The sequence below is a fragment of the Sphingopyxis chilensis genome (assembly GCF_035930445.1).
Lineage (GTDB): Bacteria > Pseudomonadota > Alphaproteobacteria > Sphingomonadales > Sphingomonadaceae > Sphingopyxis > Sphingopyxis chilensis.
Window position 1 is genome coordinate 177,729 of sequence record NZ_CP142394.1, and the last position, 20,508, is coordinate 198,236.

Sequence of the window (20,508 nt, forward strand, 5' to 3'; positions counted from 1 at the left end):
TATCCTATTTGCCGCGCGCGACACAGCGGCCGCCGTCGGGGCCGGTTTCGCCCGAACAGGTGCGCGCCGCGATCGTCGGCTCGGCTATTTCGTGAAGCCGATTGCCCGCCGCCGTCCGTTCCAGATCGAAGCCGTCATAAAGCCTGCCCGATGCCGTGTAAGTGCGGAATTTCAATCGCTGCGGCTCGACATCGACGATCTGGTACACCTCGGTCGCTTCGGCGATATTGTCGGGCTGGCTGCCCGCGCGGTCGTTGAGCCGGTACATTTTCGACCCCGTCACCGACACGAGATACACCGGCCCCTGCACGCTGCCGTCGGCGCGCGCCTTTGCGCTCGCTTCGCGGCCGGCTTCGGATGTCAGCCGGCTATAGCAATGGTCGTGGCCCTGCAGCACCAGGTCGACCTTGCGCTTTTCGAACACCGGCTTCCACGCCGCCTTGATTTCGCTGGTGTCGTTAGGCCGTGCACAGGTGAAGACCGGCTGGTGGAACAGTACGACGTTCCAGTTCGCCTTCGACGACGCGAGCGCCTCGTCGAGCCAGTCGGTCTGCGCCTTCATCGTTCCGAGGTTGATCGCCGAGGTCCCGTCGAGCACGATGAAGCGCACGCCCTGATAATCGGTGTAATAGGTCGTCGCCTTCGCTGGCGCGGCGCCGTTGGCGGGCAGCGCGAATTGCGCGGGCCAATAGGGGCCGAGCTTGTAGACTTCGCTGCCGTCGGGCTGCACCACGTCGACATATTCGTGATTGCCCGTCGCAGGGACCTGCGGGACGATCGCGTAATTATAGCCGCCCGCCTGGTTCCACTCACCCCATTCGTCGTCATGGTCGAGATCGTCGCGCTGGCTGACGAGGTCGCCGGCATGGACGGTCAGGCGGATGTCGCCATGCGCGTGGAACGCCTGTCGGATCACCCGGCTGGCATAGGTCAATATGCCGTTCTGGACGTCGCCGAGATAGAGGAAGCGAAAGGGCTTCGCTTCGGCGGCCGCGGTGCGGAACTGATGCCATTCGCTCCAGCCCGCCGCGCCCTTGACGCGGTAGGCATAGACGGTGCCGGGCGCGAGGCCCGTGAAGCGCACCTGATGATAGAGCGACGGGCCATAGCTGCTGCCCACCGGCATCGCGATACCGGTGATCAGCTGCGCCTTTTCCTCGAGCGTCGGCCCATCGACCGACACCGCGAGCTGGGCCTGGGACTCGGCCTGCGCGGTGTCGGTGCGATAGGCGACCGCCATCTCGCGCGCCGGGTCAGCCCCGGGCGTGAGGACGATGCGGTCGGGAAGATTTTTGGGCGCATAGGGAAGGCCCGGCGAACGCGGGATCGGTCCACCCTCTTCCTCGGCGTGCGCGGCGAGCGTGACTGAAAGGGCCAGCCCTGCCGCCAGCGGCAGCAGGGCGATCCGGCAACGCATCAGAACTTCACCCGCGCGCCGAATTTCATCGTCCACTTATATTGCTCGAACTGGAGCAGGTTCTGGCGGGCGCCGACATTGTTGTAGGCATAATATTTGGCGTTGTTGATGTTCACCCATTCATAAAAGACCTGAACCTGCTTGGTGACATCATATTTGGCCGACAGGTCGAGCTGGAAATGATTGTCGATGATGCGGTCTTCGGCCGCCGTATCGCCCAGCTCGTCGAGATATTTCGAGCGATAAGTGCCCGCGAGACGCAACGACAGGGGGCCTTTTTCATAACCCAGCGCCGCGTTGAAGGTGTGTTTCGACGCGGCTGGCAGGTTGATCTTGCGCAGGTCGGTGATGTCGCCGTCGGTCGGCACGGTGCCGGTCGCGTCGGTATAGGTATAGTTGGCGTTGACGAGGAAGCCGTCGAGCGGCGAAGGCAGGAAGCGTAGCGCCTGCGTATAGCTCAGTTCGACGCCCCAGATTTCGGCGCTGTCGCCGTTGATCGGGATCGTCGCCTCGTCGAATGCAATGCCATTATATTCGCCCGCATCCTCCAGATTGGTATCGACGATGAAATTCTTGATGTTCTTGTAGAAGACACCCGCCGACAGTGCGCCGTTGTTCGGCAGATAATATTCGACCCCGGCGTCGAAATTCCACGATTCATAGGGCTTGAGATCGGGGTTGCCGAACTCGCCCTCGCGCTCGTTGTCGTCATTCTGCTCGATCGTGAAGCGCGGCGCGAGCTTTGACAGTTTCGGGCGGACGAGGCTTTTCGAGGTTGCGGCGCGCAGGACGAGATTTTGTTGCGGCTCCCAGCGGATCGTCAGGCTCGGCAGCCAGTCGCCATAGCTGCGCTTGAACTGGTTCGGCACGCTGATGACGGTGTCGTCATCGGCTTCCGATCCGTCGGGCAGTTCGCCGCCTTCCTCGATCAGCGTCACCGTATTCGCGCGAATATCGTTCTTGGTGTGCTCGTACCGCACGCCGCCGATGACGCGCAGCGTGTCGCTGTCCCAGCGGCCGAGCAAATAGCCCGCGGCCACATCCTCGCTCACCGAATAATCCTCGACGCTCGAATCGAACAGCGAATCGAGTTCGTTGAGTTCAAAACCGTCGCGGTTGGCGTTGAAGAAGGCGCGCACGCTCTTTTTGTCGGGAACGGGCGAAATGTCGGTGAGGCGATAGGTCTGGGTGCCAACGAAGTCGGCGAGTGTCAGCCCGTCCATCTCCCAATATTGCGTTTCGAGGTTGTAGCTCTTGTCGCGCCAGCGGCCCTTGGCGCCGGCCTGGACGGTGAAGGTGCCATTGCTCATCGCAAATTCGCGGGCGAGGTCGAGCTTTGCGCCCCATTCCTTGTCGCGCGAGTCCGACAGGTCGGTGACCTGGATGCTGTCGAGTTCATAGGCATCGGGGTCGGAGAAGTCGGCGATCGCGCCGGCATCGCCGCCGACCGTGTAGAGCGGCCGGCGCGGGTCGGCGAAATCGAGCCCGAGCAGCAGGCCATTGTCTTCAAAGCTCTGTTCGAAGTTGGCGGGGTCGATCGACCCGTTCTCGCGCTCGGTCGACTTGGCATAGCTGACCGAATATTTCGCATGCCAGCCGTCGCTGTCGGTCTCGCCGCCCAGCGTGAGGCTGCGGATGCGTTGACGCTCGAAGCGGTCCTTCAATGAACGCTGGACCTGGAGCTCGCCGTCGGTGTCGCTGTAGATCAGGTCGGCGCCGTCGCCGGTCACCTCGCCCGCGTCCTCGAGCTTGAGGCTCGTTTCGCGGCGATATTCCTGGTCGTCGAACTGGCTGTAGATGCCGCGCGCATAGAGCTTGGTCGACGAACCCAGGCGGAAGTCGAGGTTGAGGTTCGCCGAGAGACGCTTCCGTTCGACGTCATAGTCGCGATAATTGACCTCTTCGGTCGTGATCTGGCCGTCGTCCTCGTTCCAGCCGTCGGCTTCGACATTGTCGGTTTCGAACTTGCGCTGATAATAGGAAATGCCGCCCGACACGCCGAAATTGTCCGATACGCGCTGCGCGAAATCGATGCTGCCTTTCGGCGTCAGCTTTTCCGAATAGTCGTTATAGCTGCCCTCGATCTTCGCGGTCAGCAAATTCTTGCGGCGTTCGAACGCGCTCGTCGTGTGGATCTCGATCGAGGCGCCGATCGTGTCGGCGTCCATGTCGGGGGTCAGCGATTTCTTGACCTCGATCGATTCGATGCTGTCGCTGCTAATCACATCGAGCGCGACCGAGCGGACGTCGCTTTCGGGGGCGGGCAGGCGCACGCCGTTGACCGAGGTGGCGTTGAGTTCGGGGTCAAGACCGCGCACCGAGACGAAGCGGCCTTCGCCCTGATCGTTCAGGATGTTGACGCCGGGCAGGCGGCGCAGTGCTTCGGCGACATTCTGGTCGGGGAACTGGCCGACCGCGTCGCGGGTCAGCACGCTTTCGACGCCGTCGGCGGCCTTCTGCCGCGACAGCGCGCTCGCCTGGTTCGCCGACTGGCCGATGACGAGGATGCTGTCGTCGGTGCCGAGAATGACCTTTGCGGTCACATTGCCGCTTTCGGGAACGGTGATCGTCTGCGTGCGCGTCTCGGCACCGACATAGCGCGCTTCGAGGGTATAGGTGCCGGGCGGAACGTCGGCGAAGCGGAAGCTGCCGTCGCGGTTGGCTTCGGCGACGCGGCCCAACTCGACGATGCGCAGCTGCGCGCCCTGCAGCGCCCGGGTGTCGGTCGCGTCGGTCACGCTGCCGGTGACGTCGCCGGCGAAGGCGGGCGCGGGCAGGGCGGCTGCGAGCGAGAGGCAGGTGCCGAGCAGGATGCGCGAACGGACGGTGCGAAGCTTGTTCATGGAGATCCCCCGAGGAATGAGAAGATCGCCGGTTCCTATTGGTTCCCGGCGAGTCGAGGGCGCACTGGCAGGGCTCTATGACCGCTGTGTTACGCGGCTGTCACACTATTGAAACAGAAGGAAAGCGGTGTCGCGCAAGCCTGTGGAATTGCGGCGATGTGACGGCGGAGAAAATTCGTCGATCGGTCATTTGAGATGTCAGCATCGTCCGGTTGCGAAGGATCGCGGACGTGCCGCCTCCCAACCCCGTCGGCATCGAGCGAAGTCGAGATGCCCCTTGGGCTGGGCGCCACGTCGAGGTGTGTCTCGACTTCGCTAGACACGAACGGAGAGAGAGGAATGGCTGGAAACCAACCCCACCCTGCCGCTCGGCGACGGCACACCCGTCAACCGATATGCTTGAAGATCCACCCCACGCTGAGGCCGCCCGCGGGTGCGTTGCCGGTGACGACGAGCTGCTCGGTCGGGTGCGGGCGGCCTTCGCCGTCGACCCACAGGCTCTGCTCGATTTCGAGCGCGCCTTCCGAGGTGCGGAATTGCCACAGCGGGCCGCCGCCGACGCGGAGCAGCGCGCCCAATTTGTCGGCGGTCAGGCTGGCGGAGATATGCGGGCCGAGGTGAAAGCGTAGCGTAAAGCCCTTGTCGCCCTTGCGCCGCGTGCGCGGGGCGGGGAGCAGCATGTCCTCGCCGCGGAGCTCGCGTCCGTTCGGCGACAGGATCAGCAGGCGGCGATGGATCAGCCCGTGGCGCCGCGCATAGCCGTCGTGGCTCATCTCGACGCGGCTGCCCTGCGGGGTCTCGCGGCGGTCGAGCTCGACTTCCGTGACACCCTTGCCGAGCGAGCCGTTGGGCAGGATCGCGGTCGAATTGCTGTCGCCGAGCGTCAGCGTCGAATGCGCCGCGGTAGTGCGCAGCCCGCGCGCGAGATCGGCGGGGATTGTCGCGCCGGTCAGCGCCGCGCCGCCGCAATTGACGACGATGCGCTCGTCGCCGTCGCTGAGTTCGAAGGCGAGCGTCGAGGCGCAGCCGGCCTCGGTCACGCGAGCGATCGGCGGCGGCGCCGCATCGGCAAGCAGCACGACCTTGTTCGCGACGAGGCGCTGATACCCCCAGTCGCGCGCCTGTTTGAGCGGGCGGGTGCGAACCCCGCTCGCGTTCACGATCGCCTGGATCGTCGCGGCCGGCGTCGCCCCGCTACCCTGCCAGTTGCCCATGCCGCCATCGCTGTGGGTGAGGCCAAGCAGCGCGGGGACCGCGCGTGCCAGCACCTCCTGCACGAAAGGCGGCACTTCGATGCGGCGCATGTCGTATATTTTCGCGAGCATCGACAGCGCCATGATCGCGTCGAGCTGCGCCTGCGGCGAGCGCGAGATATTGCCGCCGTCGGCGTAAAAGCTCGTTTCGAGAACCTTGCGCAGCCCTGCCTCGCCGAATACCTGCCGCGGCTCGCCGCCGGGCATCAGCAGCGACGCGGCGACGATGCCGACCCACGCGACCATCTGCCCCGTGCCCGGCCGTGTCTTGTCGGCGACGCGGTCGAGGTGGCGCGCCGCGCGCGCGAGATGGTTGAGCACCGCTGAGCGATAGACGAGGTCGCTCGACGACAGGATCAGCGGCGCGTGCGCGGCCCAGAAGAGGATGCGCCACGCGCTATTGTCGGCCTTCCACGCGGGTTCGCTCACCGTTTCGCCGTGGGTGCCGAGCCAGTGGCGGACAACCGCTTCGGCGATCGGCGCGCCATCGGCGCGCGTGCCTGTCGCGGCGAGATCGCGCAGCCAGCCGAAGCTGTGAAGATAGTCGGCGAAGGTCGGCGCCACATTCAGCGCCGCAAAGTCGAGCTCGCCGAGCGGCAGCTTCAATCCGCGGTGCAGGAAATGGCCGGCGCGGATTGCGGTGCCCGCGCGCGTGTCGCCCGGTACCGGGTCGGCCGGCACCCCGAGCAGCTTGAGCGGGAAACGCCCTTTGAGGCGAAAGGCGTGGAGCGGCGTGCGCCAGGTCAGGCGCGTGATCGCGTTGGCGACACGGTCGCCGAGCGAGAGGCCCTTGTCGGCGGGCAGGCGGATCAGCCGCTTGCCGGGCTCGATCGTATCGTCAGGGGAAGCGGCGTCGGCGCCGGGGTCGAGCGGCGGGTCGACGGGGGCGGAAGTCAGCGGTCTCCCCTCCATCGATCAGGCTCCGCGCAGCCGCCGGATATTGTCGGCATAGGCGTCCGGCCCGCCCTTGAAGGTCGCGGTGCCCGCCACCAGCACGTCGGCACCGGCGTCGATCGCGAGCGGCGCGGTCCCGGCATCGATCCCGCCATCGACTTCCAGCCGGATGTCGCGGCCCGATTTCTCGATCATCTTTTTGACCGCCTCGATTTTGCGAAGCTGGCTCGAAATGAAGCTCTGGCCGCCGAAGCCCGGGTTGACGCTCATGATCAGCACCAGGTCGATGTCGTCGATCAGATAATCGAGCATCTTCGCCGGGGTCGCGGGATTGAGCGACACGCCGGCCTGCTTGCCGAGCGATTTGATGTGCTGGACGGTGCGGTGGATGTGCGGCCCCGCCTCGGGGTGGACGGTGATGATGTCGGCGCCCGCCGCGGCAAAGGCGTCGAGGAAATGGTCGACCGGCGAAATCATCAGATGGACGTCGAAGGGCAGGGTCGAATGCGGGCGCAGCGCCTTTACCACCGCCGGGCCGATCGTCAGATTGGGGACATAATGGCCGTCCATGACGTCGATATGGACCCAGTCGGCGCCCGCGCTCTCGATCGCGCGCACTTCCTCGCCCAGCTTCGCGAAATCGGCGCTCAGGATCGAAGGGGCGATGCGGACGGGAGTTGTGGAGCCGATCATGGACCGGCCTTAACCATCTAGCGAGTCGGGAGCAAGCGGGCCCGAGGCGCTATCGACAGCTATCCCCAATAAAAGTGGCGCTGCGTCTATCGCCAGCGCCAGCCGCCCTTGGTCTTGGCGCGATAGATCGGCATCGGGGCGAGCGCCGCGAGCACGGCCACGACGGTCAGCATTACGGGCCGGTCGCGAAACAGCATGATCACGCCGGTGATCAGCGTGACGTGCAGGGCCATCAACGCCCAGCCCTGCCAGGCGATCGGCAGCCCCGTGCCATAGCCGTGGCTCTTGGCGCGGAACCATGGGCGATTGTCGAACAAAAGATGTAGCATCTCAGCTCTCCTCCTTCGGCGGGCGGCCCCGTTTCGGGGCTTGCGATTGTTTGACCCTTACGCCGCGCCGCTCCAGCGCCTCGCGTAGCAAGACCTCAATCTCTGCGTTGGCGCTGCGCAATTCGGCCGCTGCCATCCGCTCGATCTCGGCGTAGAGCGCCGGATCGAGACGGAGGGCGAAGGCTTTCTTGGCGGATGCAGCCATCATTCCAGCTCAGTAAAGCGATCCGGCGTTCACGACCGGCTGCGTGTCGCGCTCGCTGCACAGCACGACCATCAGGTTCGATACCATCGCGGCGCGACGCTCGTCGTCGAGATCGACGACATTCTTGGCGCTGAGCTGCTCCAATGCCATTTCGACCATGCCGACCGCGCCTTCGACCAGCTTCTTGCGCGCCGAGATCACCGCCTCGGCCTGCTGGCGGCGAAGCATCGCGCCGGCGATTTCCTGCGCGTAGGCAAGGTGCGTCAGGCCGCATTCGTCGACGGTGATCCCGGCGACCGACAGTCGTTCGATCAATGCCTTGCGCAGCTCGACCCCGACCTCGTCGTGATTGCCGCGCAGCGTGACTTCCTGATGCTCGATATCGTCATAGGGATATCGCGAACCGATCGAGCGCACCGCCGCCTCGATCTGCGCCATCACGAATTCCTTGTAATCGTCGACGTCGAACAGCGCCTGTGCGGTGTCGGTGACGCGCCACACGACCTGCGCCGCCATCTCGATCGGGTTGCCGCGCAGGTCGTTGACCTTGATCTTGTCGGAAATCACGTTGTTCGCGCGCACCGCGATCTTCTTGCGCGTCAGCCACGGCAGCACCCAGCGCAGCCCGCTTTCGCGGTCGGTGCCCTTGTAGCTGCCGAACAGCTGGATAGCCGCCGCCTCATTCGGGTTGATCAGGTAGAAACCGCACAGGATGACGGTGCCGGCGATACCGCTCGCGACGACAAGGCCCCACTTCCAGTTCCAGTCGACGTCGCCGCCGAGATTGGTCGCCGCCGCCCAGATGGCGACGCCAAACAAAAGCAGCCAGACCAACAGCATCACATAGCCGCTGGCTGTCGCCGCGCGGACCTCTCTCGTCGGGGTCAAGCCCGCCGCACCACTCGAATCGCTCATAATGCCCTCCGATATAATTATGATATCATATTTATATCGAACTCGGCGGCGGTCAAGCGGAATCGGAAGAATCGGCGCCGATACGGCTTTGGGGCGTCTCGGCTCGCTCTATGCACACGTGTGGGGTGGCCGAAATAACAAAGGGGGCCGAAGCCCCCTTTGCGAAATAGCGTTTCCGGCCGCCCTATTCGGTAGGAAAACCCCGCTTTTCGAGCAGCGCCTTGACGTCGGGATCGCGGCCGCGGAAGGCGCGATAGGCCTCGGCGCGGTCGGTTTCGTTGCCGGTCATCAGCAATATGGTGCGGAACTTGTCGGCGACGCTGCGGTCCCACGGGCCGCCAGCTTCGGTGAAGGCCGCCCAGGTGTCGGCGTCCATCGTTTCCGACCAGAGGTAGGAGTAATAGCCCGCCGAATAGGCGTCGGAGCTGAACAGATGGCCGAACTGCGGCAGGCGGTGCCGCATGACGATCTCCTTCGGCATCCCGATTTCCGCCAGCGTCTCGCGTTCGAACCGGTCGACGTCGGTCGGCGGCGCCTTGCGGTCGTGCAGCTTCATGTCGACGATCGCGCTCGCCAGATATTCGACCGTGTCGAACCCCTGGTTGAACTTGTTCGACGCGAGGATCTTGTCGACCAGCGCTTGCGGCATCGGTTCGCCCGTCTTGTAGTGCGTCGCATATTTCGACAGCACTTCGGGGGTCATCAGCCAATTCTCGTTTACCTGGCTCGGATATTCGACGAAGTCGCGCGGCACCCCGGCGAGCGCGGGATAATTGACCTGCTGGAGCAGGTAATGGATGCCGTGGCCGAATTCGTGGAACAAGGTGGTCGCATCGTCGAGGCTGATCAGCGTCGGCTCGCCCTTGGCGGCTTCGGTGAAATTATTGTTGTTCGACGCGAGCACATTGCGTTCGCCGCCCAGCGTCTGCTGGCTGCGATAGGTCGTCATCCACGCACCCGAGCGCTTCCCATCACGCGCGAAATTGTCGAGGTAGAAGACGCCGACATTCTCGTTCGTCTTGAGATTATAGACCTCGAAGGTGCGGACCTTGGGGTCGAAAACGGGGATGGTGCCGGTGTTTTCGCGGAAACCGAGGTCGTAGAGCTGCCCCGCCGCCCAGAACATGCCCTGCGTCAGCTTGTCGAGCTGGAGATAGGGCTTCACCTCGCTCTCATCGAGGTCGTATTTGTCCTTGCGGACCTTCTCGGCATAGAAGCGATAGTCCCACGGCTCGATCGTGATCTTCGGCCCCTTGCCGGCTTTGGCCTCCTGATCGGCGATCGCCTGCATGTCGGCGACCTCCTCCTTCACGCGGGCGACCGCGGCAGGCCACACCTTCATCATCAGGCCCATCGCGGCTTCGGGGGTCTTCGCCATCGTGTCGGCCATGCGGTAATGCGCGTGCGTCGGGAAGCCGAGCAACTCGGCGCGCTGCTGGCGCAGCTTCAATATCTCGGCAATGGTCGCATTGGTGTCGTTCGCGTCGCCATTGTCGCCGCGGCTGACGAACGCCTTGTAAACGCGTTCGCGAAGCGCGCGGTTGGTCGCGCCCTGCAGCACTGGCTGCGCCGACGAGCGGGTGTTCTTGATCGCCCACTGGCCGGGCTTGCCATTGGCTTCGGCCGCTGCGGCGAGCGAGGCGACGAAGCTCGGCTCGAGGCCCGCCAGCTCATCCTTGTCGGTGACGAAGGTATAAAGCTTTTCGTCGCCGAGCAGCTTCGAAGAAAAGGCCGAAAACAGCCCTTCGAGCTTCGAGTTCATTTCGACGAGCTTCGTCTTGTCGGCCGGCGACAGATTGGCGCCGTCGCGCACCATTTCGTCATAGCTGCGCTCGACGATGCGAATCTGCTGCGCGTCGAGACCGCTCGAATGGCGCTTGTCGTAAACCGCCTTGTAGCGCGCGAAGAGCTTCGGATCGAGGAACAGCTCGGTATAGAAGGTGGTGAGCTTCGGGCTCCATTCGGCGTCGATATCCTCGACGCGGTCGTTCGACTTGTTCGAGGTCTGCACGCCCCACATCGCGAAGACGCGCTCCATCGTCTCGCCCGCTAGCATCATCGGGACATGGGTATTCTCGAAGGTCGGCGCTTCGGGGTTGTCGATGACCGCCTGCACCTGCGCCCTGGTTTCCGCCATGCCCTTGGTAAAGGCGTCGGGGAACAGCTCGGGGTCCATCTTGTCCCACGGCGGCACCCCTTCGAACGGGCCGGTCCAGGGCTGGAGCAGGGGGTTTTCGCCCGCGGGGGCGGTGGCGGCCGGCTTGGCGGCGGCGGTCGGTTCGGCGGCGGTCACGGTCATCTGGCTATAACCCACCATCATCGCGGTGGATGCAAGCAGGATCGACAAAGAACGGGCAAAGGGCTGCGCGGTGCGCGACATCGATAAATCTCCCCGGAGGATAAGGTTTCGGACGAAACCATGTCGGGGGCGGTCTTAACCTTATATGACAGCGGGGTGCAAGACGCCTAGGCGCCAAAACCCGGCTGGATCAGGCCAGGCACATCGACGCGGAAGCTGAAGATCCCGCCGGCATGCGGCTGCGCCTCGCGCTCCTCGTCGGTCAGATTCTTGCCCGCGCTGGTGACGAAGGCGGTCTGGAGGTCGGGCCCGCCGAAGGCGATCATCGTCGGGCGCTGCACCGGGAGGTTGACCGTCTGGATGAGTTCGCCCGCAGGCGACAGGCGCACGACGCGCCAGCCGTCCCACAGCGCCGACCAGTAACAACCCTCGGCATCGACCGCCGCGCCGTCGGGGCGGCCGTTGCCCTCAGGAAATTCGTGGAACAGTCGCTTGCCGCCAAGCTCGCCGGTCGCGGGATCGACGTCATAGGCGTGGATGCGGTGCGTCGGGGTGTCGGCGTGATAGAAGGTCCGCCCGTCGGGGCTGAACGCCGCGCCATTGCTCGTCATCAGCCCGCCGAAGACTTCGATAAGTGTGCCATCGGGATCGAGCCGATAGAGCGCCGCGTCGCGCCGGGGCTTGTCGGCGGTCAGGCTGCCGACCCACAGTCGCCCGGCACCATCGACGCAGCCGTCGTTGAAGCGCTGGTGCGGCAGGCCCGCGAGCGCCGCCGGACCGAAGGGACGCGGCGCCGCGCCCCATTCGTCGATCAGCGCGCAGCCGTTGCCGAGCGCCGCGACCAGCCCGCCCCCGGCGCGCGGCGCGACGCAGCCGACGGGCTCGTCCAGCTGCATCCATTCGTGCGTGCCGCTCGCGAGATCGAGCCGGTGGATCTGCTGCGCGTCGATATCGACCCAATAGAGGCGGGCTTCGCGGGCATGCCAGCGCGGCGATTCGCCGAGCAGCGCGCCGGCATCGAAGAGGAGGTCTACCATGATGCGGAGCCTAGCGCGCACCGCAACGGCTGCACAGGGCTGCAAAGCTATTCGTTCGGGGCCGGGGATCATCGGCCCGCCACCGCAAACCTCCGTCACCCCGAATCAAGTCCGGGGGTGACGATGAAGGAAAGAGCGCGGAGGAAAGAGTTTCCCGCCGTAACGTCTTTCTACTTGACGTGCACGTAAACGTAAGGTCTGTTGGCGGGCGAAAAATGCGGCCGACTCCCCGCTCGCGCTCGGCTGCCCCAAGGGAAAGGAACAATATGTCGCTCGATAGCCTCTCGCGCTCCGCCTATACCGAGGATCATGAGGCGTTCCGCGCGACGGTTCGCCAGTTCCTCGAAAAGGAAGTCGCCCCCAACCAGGCGCAATGGGCCGAGGACGGCATCGTGCCGAAAAGTATCTGGCCCAAGGCCGGCGAGCTTGGCCTCCTCTGCCCGACGGTGCCCGAGGAATATGGCGGCCTCGGTCTCGATTTCGGCTACAACGCGATCGTTGACGAAGAAAGCGCCTATTATGGCCGCGTGACCACGGGCTTTTCGCTCCAGTCGGATATCGTCACCAATTATATCACGCGCTACGGCAGCGAAGAGCAGAAGAAGCACTGGCTGCCCAAGATGGTGTCGGGCGAGGTGATCACCGCGATTGCGATGACCGAACCGGGCACCGGCAGCGACCTTCAGGGCATGCGCACGACCGCGAAGAAGGATGGCAATCATTATGTCATCAACGGGTCGAAAACCTATATCACCAACGGCCAGAACGCCGACCTGATCCTGGTGTGCGTCAAGACCGATACCGAGGTCGAGCCGGCGTGGAAGGGCGTGTCGATCGTCCTCATCGAGGCCGATCGCGAAGGGTTCCAACGCGGTCGCAACCTCGACAAGATCGGGCAGGACGAGGCGGATACGTCGGAGCTGTTCTTCAACGACGTCCGCGTGCCGATCACCAATTGCCTCGGCGAAGAGGGGCAGGGCTTCATCTATCTGATGAGCGAGCTTCCCCAAGAGAGGCTTTCGATCGCGGTCAGCGCGCAGGCGTCGGCGCAGCGCGCCTTCGACGACACCGTCGAATATACCCGCGACCGCAAGGCGTTCGGCAAGCCGATCCTCGATTTCCAGAACAGCCGTTTCGTGCTCGCCGACCTCAAGGCCAAATTGCAGGTCGGCTGGGCGCATCTCGACTGGGCATTGGCGCGGCACCTGAAAAAGGAGTTGACCCCCGAAGAGGGCGCGGCGGCGAAGCTGTGGCACACCGAACTTCAGTGGGAGGTCATGGACAAATGTCTCCAGCTCTTCGGCGGTGCGGGCTATATGAACGAATATCCTATCGCCCGCGCCTGGCGCGCCGCGCGCGTGACGCGCATCTTCGGTGGCACGAACGAGATCATGAAGGAACTGATCGGGCGCAAGCTCTGATCGTTTGAAATCGCAGGAAAGGAATTCTCCCATGGCTACTGCTTATATCGTCGACGCCGTCCGCACCGCGGGCGGCAAGCGCGGCGGCCGCCTCGCCGGCATTCACCCCGTCGACCTCGGCGCCGCAGTGTTCGACGCGATCGCCGACCGCAATGATTTCGACACGTCGAAGATCGACGACGTCATCACCGGCTGTGTGTCGCAGGGCGGGCAGCAGACGATGGACGTCGGCCGCAACGCCGTTCTCGCCTCGAAGCTGCCCGACGCGATCCCCGCGGTGACGATCGACCGTCAGTGCGGGTCGTCGCAGCAGGCGATCCAGTTTGCCGCGCAGGCGGTGATGTCGGGGACGCAGGACATCGTGCTTGCGAGCGGCATCGAAAGCATGACGCGCGTGCCGATGGGCAGCGTCGCGACCTTGTTCATCAAGGAAGGTCTCGGCCATTACAAGTCCGAGCGGCTCGAGGAAAAATATCCCGGCATCATGTTCAGCCAGTTCATGGGCGCCGAGATGATCGTCAAGAAATACGGCCTGACCAAGGACGACCTCGACGCCTATGCGCTCGAAAGCCACCGCCGCGGCAAGGCGGCGACCGAGGCGGGCCATTTCAAGCGCGAGATCGTCGGGGTCGAGATCGACACGCCCGAGGGGCGCCAGACCCACCTCGTCGACGAGGGCATCCGCTTCGACGCGACGCTTGAGGGCATTGCCGGGGTCAAGATCCTGCAGGAAGGCGGCTCGATCACTGCGGCGACCTCAAGCCAGATCTGCGACGGCGCCTCGGCGGCGCTCGTCGTGTCGGAGCAAGCGCTCAAAGATCATGGGCTGACCCCGCGCGCGCGCATCCACCATGTGTCGGTGACCGCAGGCGATCCCGTGATCATGCTCGAGGAACCGCTGTTCGCGACCGAACGCGCGCTCAAGAAAGCGGGGATGAAAATCGGCGACATCGATGCGTATGAAGTCAACGAAGCCTTCGCCCCCGTCCCGCTCGCTTGGCTGCAATATCTCGGCGCCGATCATGCGCGGCTGAACCAGCATGGCGGGGCGATCGCGCTCGGCCACCCGCTCGGCGCCAGCGGCACCAAGCTGATGGCGACTTTGCTCGGCGTGCTCGACGCGACCGGTGGCAAATATGGCTTGCAGACGATGTGCGAGGGCGGCGGCCAGGCCAACGTCACGATCGTCGAGCGGCTGTAAATCTTTCTCCCCTCCCGCTTGCGGGAGGGGTCGGGGGGAGGGTCTGTAGACTACCGGCGTTCCCCTAATATGCCCCACCCAAACCCTCCGCTGAAGGGGAGGGCTTAAACGGAGAAACCCATGAAACTCGATTCCACCGTATCCGCCGTCGTCACCGGCGGCGCCTCGGGCCTCGGCGCTGCGACCGCGCGCGCGCTCGCCGCGAAGGGCGTCAAGGTCGCGATCTTCGACCTGCAGGAAGAAAAGGGCCTCGCGATCGCGGCCGAACTCGGCGGCATCTTCTGCGAATGCAACGTCACCGACGACGCATCGGTCGACGCCGCCTTCGCCAAGGCGCGCGAAGCGCACGGCCAGGAACGCATCCTCGTCAATTGCGCGGGCACCGGCAACGCGATCAAGACCGCGAGCCGCTCAAAGGAAGACGGCAGCATCAAGCATTTCCCGCTCGATGCGTTCAACTGGATCATCCAGATCAACCTCGTCGGCACCTTCCGCTGCATCGCCAAGTCGGCGGCGGGCATGCTGACGCTCGACCCGATGGAAGACGGCGAGCGCGGCGCGATCGTCAACACCGCGTCGGTCGCGGCCGAGGACGGCCAGATCGGTCAGGCGGCCTATTCGGCGTCGAAGGGCGGCGTCGTCGGCATGACGCTCCCGATCGCGCGCGACCTCGGTAACGAGAATATCCGCGTCAACACGATTCTGCCCGGCATTTTCGACACCCCGCTGCTCGCCGGTGCGCCGCAGAATGTCCGCGATGCGCTGGGCGCGTCGGTGCTCAACCCGAAGCGCCTCGGCAACCCGGTCGAATATGCCAATCTCGCGATGTGCATGATCGAGAATGGCTATTTCAACGGCGAGGACGTCCGCCTCGACGGCGGCATCCGCATGGGCCCGCGCTGATATGCCCAAACCGGAAAGCTGGCGGCTCGTTGCCGCCAGCTACCCCGTCGCAATCGAATTGCAGACGCGTTTTCAGGACATGGACATCAACGGCCACCTCAACAATGTGGCCTTTGCCGCGCTGTTCGAAAGCGGCCGCGTGCTGCTGAACCGGCAGGTGCGCCCATTGGACGAGCGGCCGTCGAACGAGCGGACGATGGTCGCGGCGGTCGAGATCAACTATCTCGCCGAAGGCAATTTCCCCGATCCGGTCGAGATCTCGACGGGAATCGGCCGGCTCGGCACGTCGAGCTGGACGATCGTGCAGGCGATGTTCCAGAACGGCCGCTGCATTGCCACCTGCGATACCGTAGTCGTGTGCCGCACCGATGGTCAGGCGAAGCCGCTCCGCGCCGACATGGTCGCGGAGCTCGAAGCGAACCTGGTGAAGTCGGCCTGACTTCCGTCATTGCGAGTGAAGCGGAGCAATCCAGAGCGGCCTGATGCGCCCCTGATTGCCGCGTCGCCTGGCTCCTCGCAATGACGAGGCTTATTACAGATTCTTGTCGGCATCCGGCACCGAGCGGATCAGGTCGCGCGCGAAGCCGATCAGCCCGATCTGGCGGCGGCGCTTCAGCCGCTCGGCGCGCAGGATCGCGCAGACCTCATCGAAACAGCCTTCGACATTGTCGTTGATCAGCACATAGTCATAGCCGTCCCAGTGGCTGATCTCGTTCGCGGCGCGTTCCATCCGCGCGGCGATCACCTCGTCGCTGTCGGTGCCCCGCGAGCGCAGGCGGCGTTCGAGTTCTTCCATCGTCGGCGGCAGGACAAAGACGCGCACGACGTCGGGGCCGGCCTCCTGATACAGCTGCTGCGCGCCCTGCCAGTCGATGTCGAACAGCACGTCCTTGCCGGCATCGAGCAATTCGTCGACGCGCGCGCGGGGCGTGCCATAACGGTGTCCAAAGACATGCGCCCATTCGAGGAATTCGCCATCGGCCGCCATCTTCTTGAAGGTTTCGGTGTCGACGAAATGATAATGGACGCCATCGACCTCGCCGGGGCGCGGCGGGCGCGTCGTCGCGGAGATCGAAAGCGCGATATCCTTGTCGGCCTCGAGCATCATTCTCGAGATGGTGGTCTTGCCCGCGCCAGAGGGCGAGGAGAGGACGAACAACACGCCGCGGCGGTTCAGGTGGACGCTTTCAGCCATGGGCGCTAATTGCGCGAGAGACGGGCGCGGTCAAGCAGGAAGGGGTGGCGATGATCTTGGGGGTTTCAAGACGGGGCTGGTTGGTCGCCGCTGGACTTCTCGCGGCCTTCGCCGCGATCCTTTTCGCGATGGGGCGCCCGCCAATCTGCCCGTGCGGCATCGTCAGCCTGTGGCACGGCGTCGTGCAGTCGAACCAGAACAGCCAGCAGGTGTCTGACTGGTACAGCTTCAGTCATGTCATCCACGGCTTTATCTTTTACGGCCTCGGGCGCTGGTTGCTGCCCAACCAGCCGCTCTGGGTCGCACTGGCGCTCGCGATCGGGATCGAGGCGGCGTGGGAAATCCTCGAAAATTCGCCGATCATCATCGACCGCTATCGCGAAGTCACGATGGCCTATGGCTATTCGGGCGATTCGATCCTCAATTCGGTGAGCGATGCACTCTTCATGATGATCGGTTTTCTCGCCGCCAGCCGGATGCGCTGGTGGGTCACGGTGGCGATTGCGATCGCGTTCGAGCTGTTCACCCTATGGGCGATCCGCGACAATCTGACGCTGAACGTGCTGATGCTGGTGTCGCCCGTCGAGGCGATCAAGGAATGGCAGTCCGGCGGCTAGTGGATCGCGCTGCTGCGCCCGTTTCCTTCCAGCGGAATCGCCGGCGGCAGCGCATCGCCCATCGTCTGGCCATCGGTCGGCACGTTCGCCGTTCCGGCATAGGTATCGACCACGCCCGCATTCGCGAGTTCGGGATCAAGCGAATGCGCCGCTTCGGCGGTCCTGCGCGCTTCGGCGCGTTCAGCCCATTTCTTGGTGAGATAGCCCGCCGCCGCCCACGCCGCGAGCGCGGCATAGCGTTGCGGGAACAGGCGCCGCGCCGCGAACAGCGCGCCCGCGCCGATAACGGCCCCGGCGACCGGGTGATTGCCCTTTTGCTTTCCGATGGCGCTGCCGAGCGCCCCGCCGACGATCCTGCCGATCATGCCCATATCTCCTTCCTCCTATCAATCCGCGACGCCGCCTTCGGGTTCCCGTTCAGCCCTCCGGGCCCAGCATCGTGCGCGGATCGATCACGCGGTCGAAGGTCGCGGCATCGACATAGCCGAGGTCGAGCGCGGCTTCCTTTAACGTGCTGCCCGTCTCGTGCGCGTGCTTTGCGATCTTCGCCGCCTTGTCATAGCCGATTTCGGGCGCGAGCGCGGTGACGAGCATCAGCGAGCGGTTCATCAACTCGTCGATGCGGGCAAGATTGGGCGCGATGCCGACGACGCAATGTTCGGTGAAGCCCGCCATGCCGATCGCAAGCAGCTCGATCGAGCGCAGCACGTTCGACCCGATCAGCGGTTTGAACACGTTGAGCTCAAGATGCCCCTGAAGGCCCCCGACCGTCACCGCCTGATGATTGCCGATGACCTGCGCCGCGACCATCGTCAGCATCTCGGACTGCGTCGGATTGACCTTGCCCGGCATGATCGAGCTGCCGGGCTCGTTCGCGGGCAGGTCGAGTTCGCCGAGCCCCGCTCGCGGACCCGATCCGAGCAGTCGGATGTCGTTCGCAATCTTGGTGAGCGCGACCGCGAGCGTATTGAGCGCGCCCGAGAAGAAGACGAGCCCGTCGTTCGACGCCAGCGCCTCGAACTTGTTGGGCGCGGGCTCGAAGGCGATGCCGGTGGCTTTCGACAGTTCCGCCGCCATGGCGACGTCGAAGCCCGCGGGCGCGTTGAGCCCCGTGCCGACCGCGGTTCCGCCCTGCGCGAGCTTGCAGATATTGTGCGCCAGCGCGCCCTCGATCCGCGCCCGGCACGCAAGCAATTGCGTAACATAGCCCGAAAATTCCTGCCCGAGCGTCAGCGGGGTCGCGTCCTGCAAATGGGTGCGGCCGATTTTGACGATATCGCCCCACGCCTCGGCCTTCGCAGCGAGCGCGTCGGTCAGGTCGCTCAGCGCGGGGATCAGCCGCGCCGTCGTTTCGACCGCGACCGCGACGTGCAACGCGGTCGGGAAGCTGTCGTTCGACGACTGGCCCATGTTGACATGGTCGTTGGGGTGGACCGGCGACTTGCCGCCGCGCGTCCCCGCGAGTTTCTCGTTCGCGATCCCCGCGATCACCTCGTTCACGTTCATGTTCGACTGGGTGCCGCTGCCCGTCTGCCAGATCGCGAGCGGGAACTGGTCGTCGTAGCGGCCGGCGACGACGGCTTCGGCCGCATCAGCGATAGCGTCTGCCAAGTCGGCGTCGAGCCCGTGAGCGCGGTTCACGCGCGCCGCCGCGCCCTTGATCCGCGCGAGCGCGTGGACGATCGGGATCGGCATGCGTTCGTGGGCCGGGAAAGCGAAATTATGGCGGCTGCGCTCGGTCTGCGCCCCCCAATAGGCGTCGGCCGCAACCTCGATCTCGCCGATGCTGTCGCTTTCGATTCGCGTGCTCATGCCACCAGCATCCTCGTCACCAATATCGCCCCCGCCCAGATCATCGCGACGAGGCCGAGCAATTGCCAATATCCGGTTTCGCCGACGCGGCGGCGCAGCCATGCGGCGGCAAGCCAGACAAGGACGAGCGCCGGGGTCAGCACGAGAAGGCTAAAGCGCAGCAGCCCGTCGGCGACCTGTCCGCGCGCGTAATTGCCCTCGAACAAGGCATAGCCCTCGACGCCCCACCAGAAGGCGCCGGTCAGGACGAGCATTCCCGCGATTGCCCAGAATTGCCAAAAGCGGCTCGGGGGCCAGAGCGGGCCCGTCACGCTACCTCTTCTTGCCGAAATCCACCGTCACGACGTTCGACCCGTCCTCGGTTGTTACCTCGGGGCGGTCGTTGTCGGCCTCGTCATGCGGTTCGGGCTGTGCGGCCTCGTCGTCGCTGACCTGGAATTGCAGCCCGAAATCGACCGACGGATCGACGAAGGCGGTGATCGCGGCGTAGGGAATCGTCAGGATCGACGGCGTCTGGTTGAACGACAGGCCGACGCTGAAATGATCCTCTTCGACCTTCAGGTCCCAGAAGCGGTTCTGCAGCACGATCGTCATTTCGTCCGGGAATTTGGCGATCAGATGCGCCGGAATATCGACCCCGATCGCCTGCGTCTTGAAGGTGATATAGAAATGATGTTCGCCGGGCAGGCTGTCAAAACCTTCGATCTGGCTCAGCACGCGGCCGACCACGGCGCGCAGCGCATCCTGCACGATTTCGTCATAGGGAATCAGGCTGTCGCGAACGTCATCACTCATGCGCGAGGGGATGAACGCGCTCCGCGCACCGGTCAAGGGGGGAGAATCGCCTTGCAACGTGAAAATGAGGCTCTAAGGCGTGCGCCATGCGAACCGCCACCGTCCAGCGCACGACCAAGGAAACGGATATCGCGATCGCCGTCAATCTCGACGGGACGGGCGATTATTCGGTGTCCACCGGCATCGGTTTCCTCGACCATATGGTCGAGCAATTGTCGCGCCATTCGCTGATCGACATTTCGATGCAGGTGAAGGGCGACCTTCACATCGACCAGCACCACACGGTCGAGGATTCGGCGCTCGCGCTCGGCGAAGCTGTCGCCAAGGCGCTCGGCGACAAGCGCGGCATCGCGCGTTACGGCGAGGCGCACGCGCCGATGGACGAAACGCTGACGCGCTGCGTGCTCGACATTTCGGGGCGTCCGCACTGCGTCTATAAATCCTCCTTCTCGCAGCCGCGGCTCGGCGAGATGGACACCGAAATGTTCCCGCACTGGTTCCACAGCTTCGCGCAGGCGGCGGGGATCACGCTGCACATCGAAATGCTGTACGGTGAGAACAACCATCATATCGCCGAAAGCATGTACAAGGCGCTTGCCCGCGCGCTGCGGCAGGCGGTCGAAATCGACCCTCGCAAGGGCGATGCGATACCCAGCACGAAGGGCGTCCTGTAGGACCA

At 64.5% G+C, this 20,508-nt stretch carries 20 protein-coding genes; 6 read left to right on the top strand and 14 right to left on the bottom strand.

All coding sequences use genetic code 11. From position 1 onward, the window contains the following. Window positions 1-4: 4 nt before the first annotated feature. From VSX79_RS00845 to VSX79_RS00885, 9 genes are all read right to left on the bottom strand, one after another. Window positions 5-1,417: a fibronectin type III domain-containing protein gene (locus tag VSX79_RS00845; protein WP_407697273.1), complete on the bottom strand. Its 1,413-nt coding sequence runs from the start codon at window positions 1,415-1,417 to the stop codon at window positions 5-7. Continuing rightward, window positions 1,417-4,260, bottom strand: coding sequence for a TonB-dependent receptor (locus VSX79_RS00850; RefSeq protein WP_326914145.1), 2,844 nt, complete (start codon window positions 4,258-4,260; stop codon window positions 1,417-1,419). The genes VSX79_RS00845 and VSX79_RS00850 overlap by 1 nt, the downstream gene beginning before the upstream one ends. 386 nt (window positions 4,261-4,646) lie before the next feature. Further along, complete coding sequence (locus VSX79_RS00855) at window positions 4,647-6,425, bottom strand: heparinase II/III family protein (protein WP_326914146.1); 1,779 nt, start codon at window positions 6,423-6,425, stop codon at window positions 4,647-4,649. Window positions 6,426-6,428: 3 nt separating this feature from the next. After that, entirely contained in the window at window positions 6,429-7,100 is a 672-nt protein-coding gene (rpe, locus tag VSX79_RS00860) for a ribulose-phosphate 3-epimerase (RefSeq protein WP_326914147.1), read from the bottom strand. A gap of 86 nt (window positions 7,101-7,186) precedes the next feature. Beyond that, a complete protein-coding gene (locus tag VSX79_RS00865) occupies window positions 7,187-7,429 on the bottom strand; it encodes a hypothetical protein (protein ID WP_326914148.1) in 243 nt (80 codons plus the stop codon). A 1-nt stretch (window position 7,430) separates the two neighbouring features. Beyond that, a complete protein-coding gene (locus tag VSX79_RS00870; RefSeq protein ID WP_179498948.1) occupies window positions 7,431-7,634 on the bottom strand; it encodes a toxin-antitoxin system HicB family antitoxin in 204 nt (67 codons plus the stop codon). A 9-nt stretch (window positions 7,635-7,643) separates the two neighbouring features. Further along, window positions 7,644-8,549 (bottom strand): SPFH domain-containing protein, encoded by a 906-nt coding sequence (locus VSX79_RS00875; RefSeq protein ID WP_326914149.1) that lies wholly within the window; start codon window positions 8,547-8,549, stop codon window positions 7,644-7,646. Window positions 8,550-8,733: 184 nt separating this feature from the next. After that, window positions 8,734-10,929 carry a M3 family metallopeptidase gene (locus tag VSX79_RS00880; protein WP_179498432.1) on the bottom strand — a complete coding sequence of 732 codons (2,196 nt, stop codon included), beginning with the start codon at window positions 10,927-10,929 and terminating at the stop codon, window positions 8,734-8,736. 86 nt (window positions 10,930-11,015) lie between these two features. Next, window positions 11,016-11,885: an SMP-30/gluconolactonase/LRE family protein gene (locus VSX79_RS00885; protein WP_326914150.1), complete on the bottom strand. Its 870-nt coding sequence runs from the start codon at window positions 11,883-11,885 to the stop codon at window positions 11,016-11,018. Window positions 11,886-12,151: 266 nt separating this feature from the next. On the opposite strand from VSX79_RS00885, the gene VSX79_RS00890 reads away from it, so the two are divergent. From VSX79_RS00890 to VSX79_RS00905, 4 genes are all read left to right on the top strand, one after another. Further along, entirely contained in the window at window positions 12,152-13,306 is a 1,155-nt protein-coding gene (locus VSX79_RS00890) for an acyl-CoA dehydrogenase family protein (RefSeq protein WP_179498436.1), read from the top strand. Between the two features lie 31 nt (window positions 13,307-13,337). Further along, on the top strand, window positions 13,338-14,507 hold the full coding sequence (locus VSX79_RS00895; protein ID WP_326914151.1) for an acetyl-CoA C-acetyltransferase: 1,170 nt from the start codon (window positions 13,338-13,340) through the stop codon (window positions 14,505-14,507). A gap of 120 nt (window positions 14,508-14,627) precedes the next feature. Then, a complete protein-coding gene (locus VSX79_RS00900; protein WP_179498441.1) occupies window positions 14,628-15,410 on the top strand; it encodes an SDR family NAD(P)-dependent oxidoreductase in 783 nt (260 codons plus the stop codon). Between the two features lies 1 nt (window position 15,411). Continuing rightward, the gene (locus VSX79_RS00905) at window positions 15,412-15,849 is read left to right on the top strand and encodes an acyl-CoA thioesterase (RefSeq protein ID WP_326914152.1); all 438 of its coding nucleotides are present in this window, start codon (window positions 15,412-15,414) and stop codon (window positions 15,847-15,849) included. 93 nt (window positions 15,850-15,942) lie between these two features. On the opposite strand, the gene gmk is transcribed toward VSX79_RS00905, so the two are convergent. Next, window positions 15,943-16,605 carry a guanylate kinase gene (gene gmk / locus VSX79_RS00910; protein ID WP_179498445.1) on the bottom strand — a complete coding sequence of 221 codons (663 nt, stop codon included), beginning with the start codon at window positions 16,603-16,605 and terminating at the stop codon, window positions 15,943-15,945. A gap of 50 nt (window positions 16,606-16,655) precedes the next feature. On the opposite strand from gmk, the gene VSX79_RS00915 reads away from it, so the two are divergent. Next, complete coding sequence (locus tag VSX79_RS00915) at window positions 16,656-17,222, top strand: DUF2585 domain-containing protein (RefSeq protein ID WP_179498447.1); 567 nt, start codon at window positions 16,656-16,658, stop codon at window positions 17,220-17,222. Here VSX79_RS00915 and VSX79_RS00920 read toward each other — a convergent pair. The 4 genes from VSX79_RS00920 to VSX79_RS00935 are packed head-to-tail and all read right to left on the bottom strand — an operon-like array spanning window position 17,219 to window position 19,829. Continuing rightward, on the bottom strand, window positions 17,219-17,587 hold the full coding sequence (locus VSX79_RS00920) for a hypothetical protein (RefSeq protein ID WP_326914153.1): 369 nt from the start codon (window positions 17,585-17,587) through the stop codon (window positions 17,219-17,221). The genes VSX79_RS00915 and VSX79_RS00920 overlap by 4 nt on opposite strands. A gap of 52 nt (window positions 17,588-17,639) precedes the next feature. Beyond that, window positions 17,640-19,034 carry a class II fumarate hydratase gene (fumC, locus tag VSX79_RS00925; protein WP_326914154.1) on the bottom strand — a complete coding sequence of 465 codons (1,395 nt, stop codon included), beginning with the start codon at window positions 19,032-19,034 and terminating at the stop codon, window positions 17,640-17,642. Beyond that, window positions 19,031-19,345, bottom strand: coding sequence for a hypothetical protein (locus tag VSX79_RS00930; protein WP_179498453.1), 315 nt, complete (start codon window positions 19,343-19,345; stop codon window positions 19,031-19,033). Before VSX79_RS00930 ends, fumC begins: the two co-directional genes overlap by 4 nt. Window position 19,346: 1 nt before the next feature. Next, window positions 19,347-19,829, bottom strand: a complete 483-nt coding sequence (locus tag VSX79_RS00935) for an SspB family protein (RefSeq protein WP_179498455.1) — start codon at window positions 19,827-19,829, stop codon at window positions 19,347-19,349. Window positions 19,830-19,915: 86 nt separating this feature from the next. Between VSX79_RS00935 and hisB the strand changes: the two genes are divergently transcribed. Then, on the top strand, window positions 19,916-20,503 hold the full coding sequence (gene hisB / locus VSX79_RS00940) for an imidazoleglycerol-phosphate dehydratase HisB (RefSeq protein WP_179498457.1): 588 nt from the start codon (window positions 19,916-19,918) through the stop codon (window positions 20,501-20,503). Window positions 20,504-20,508 lie beyond the last annotated feature (5 nt).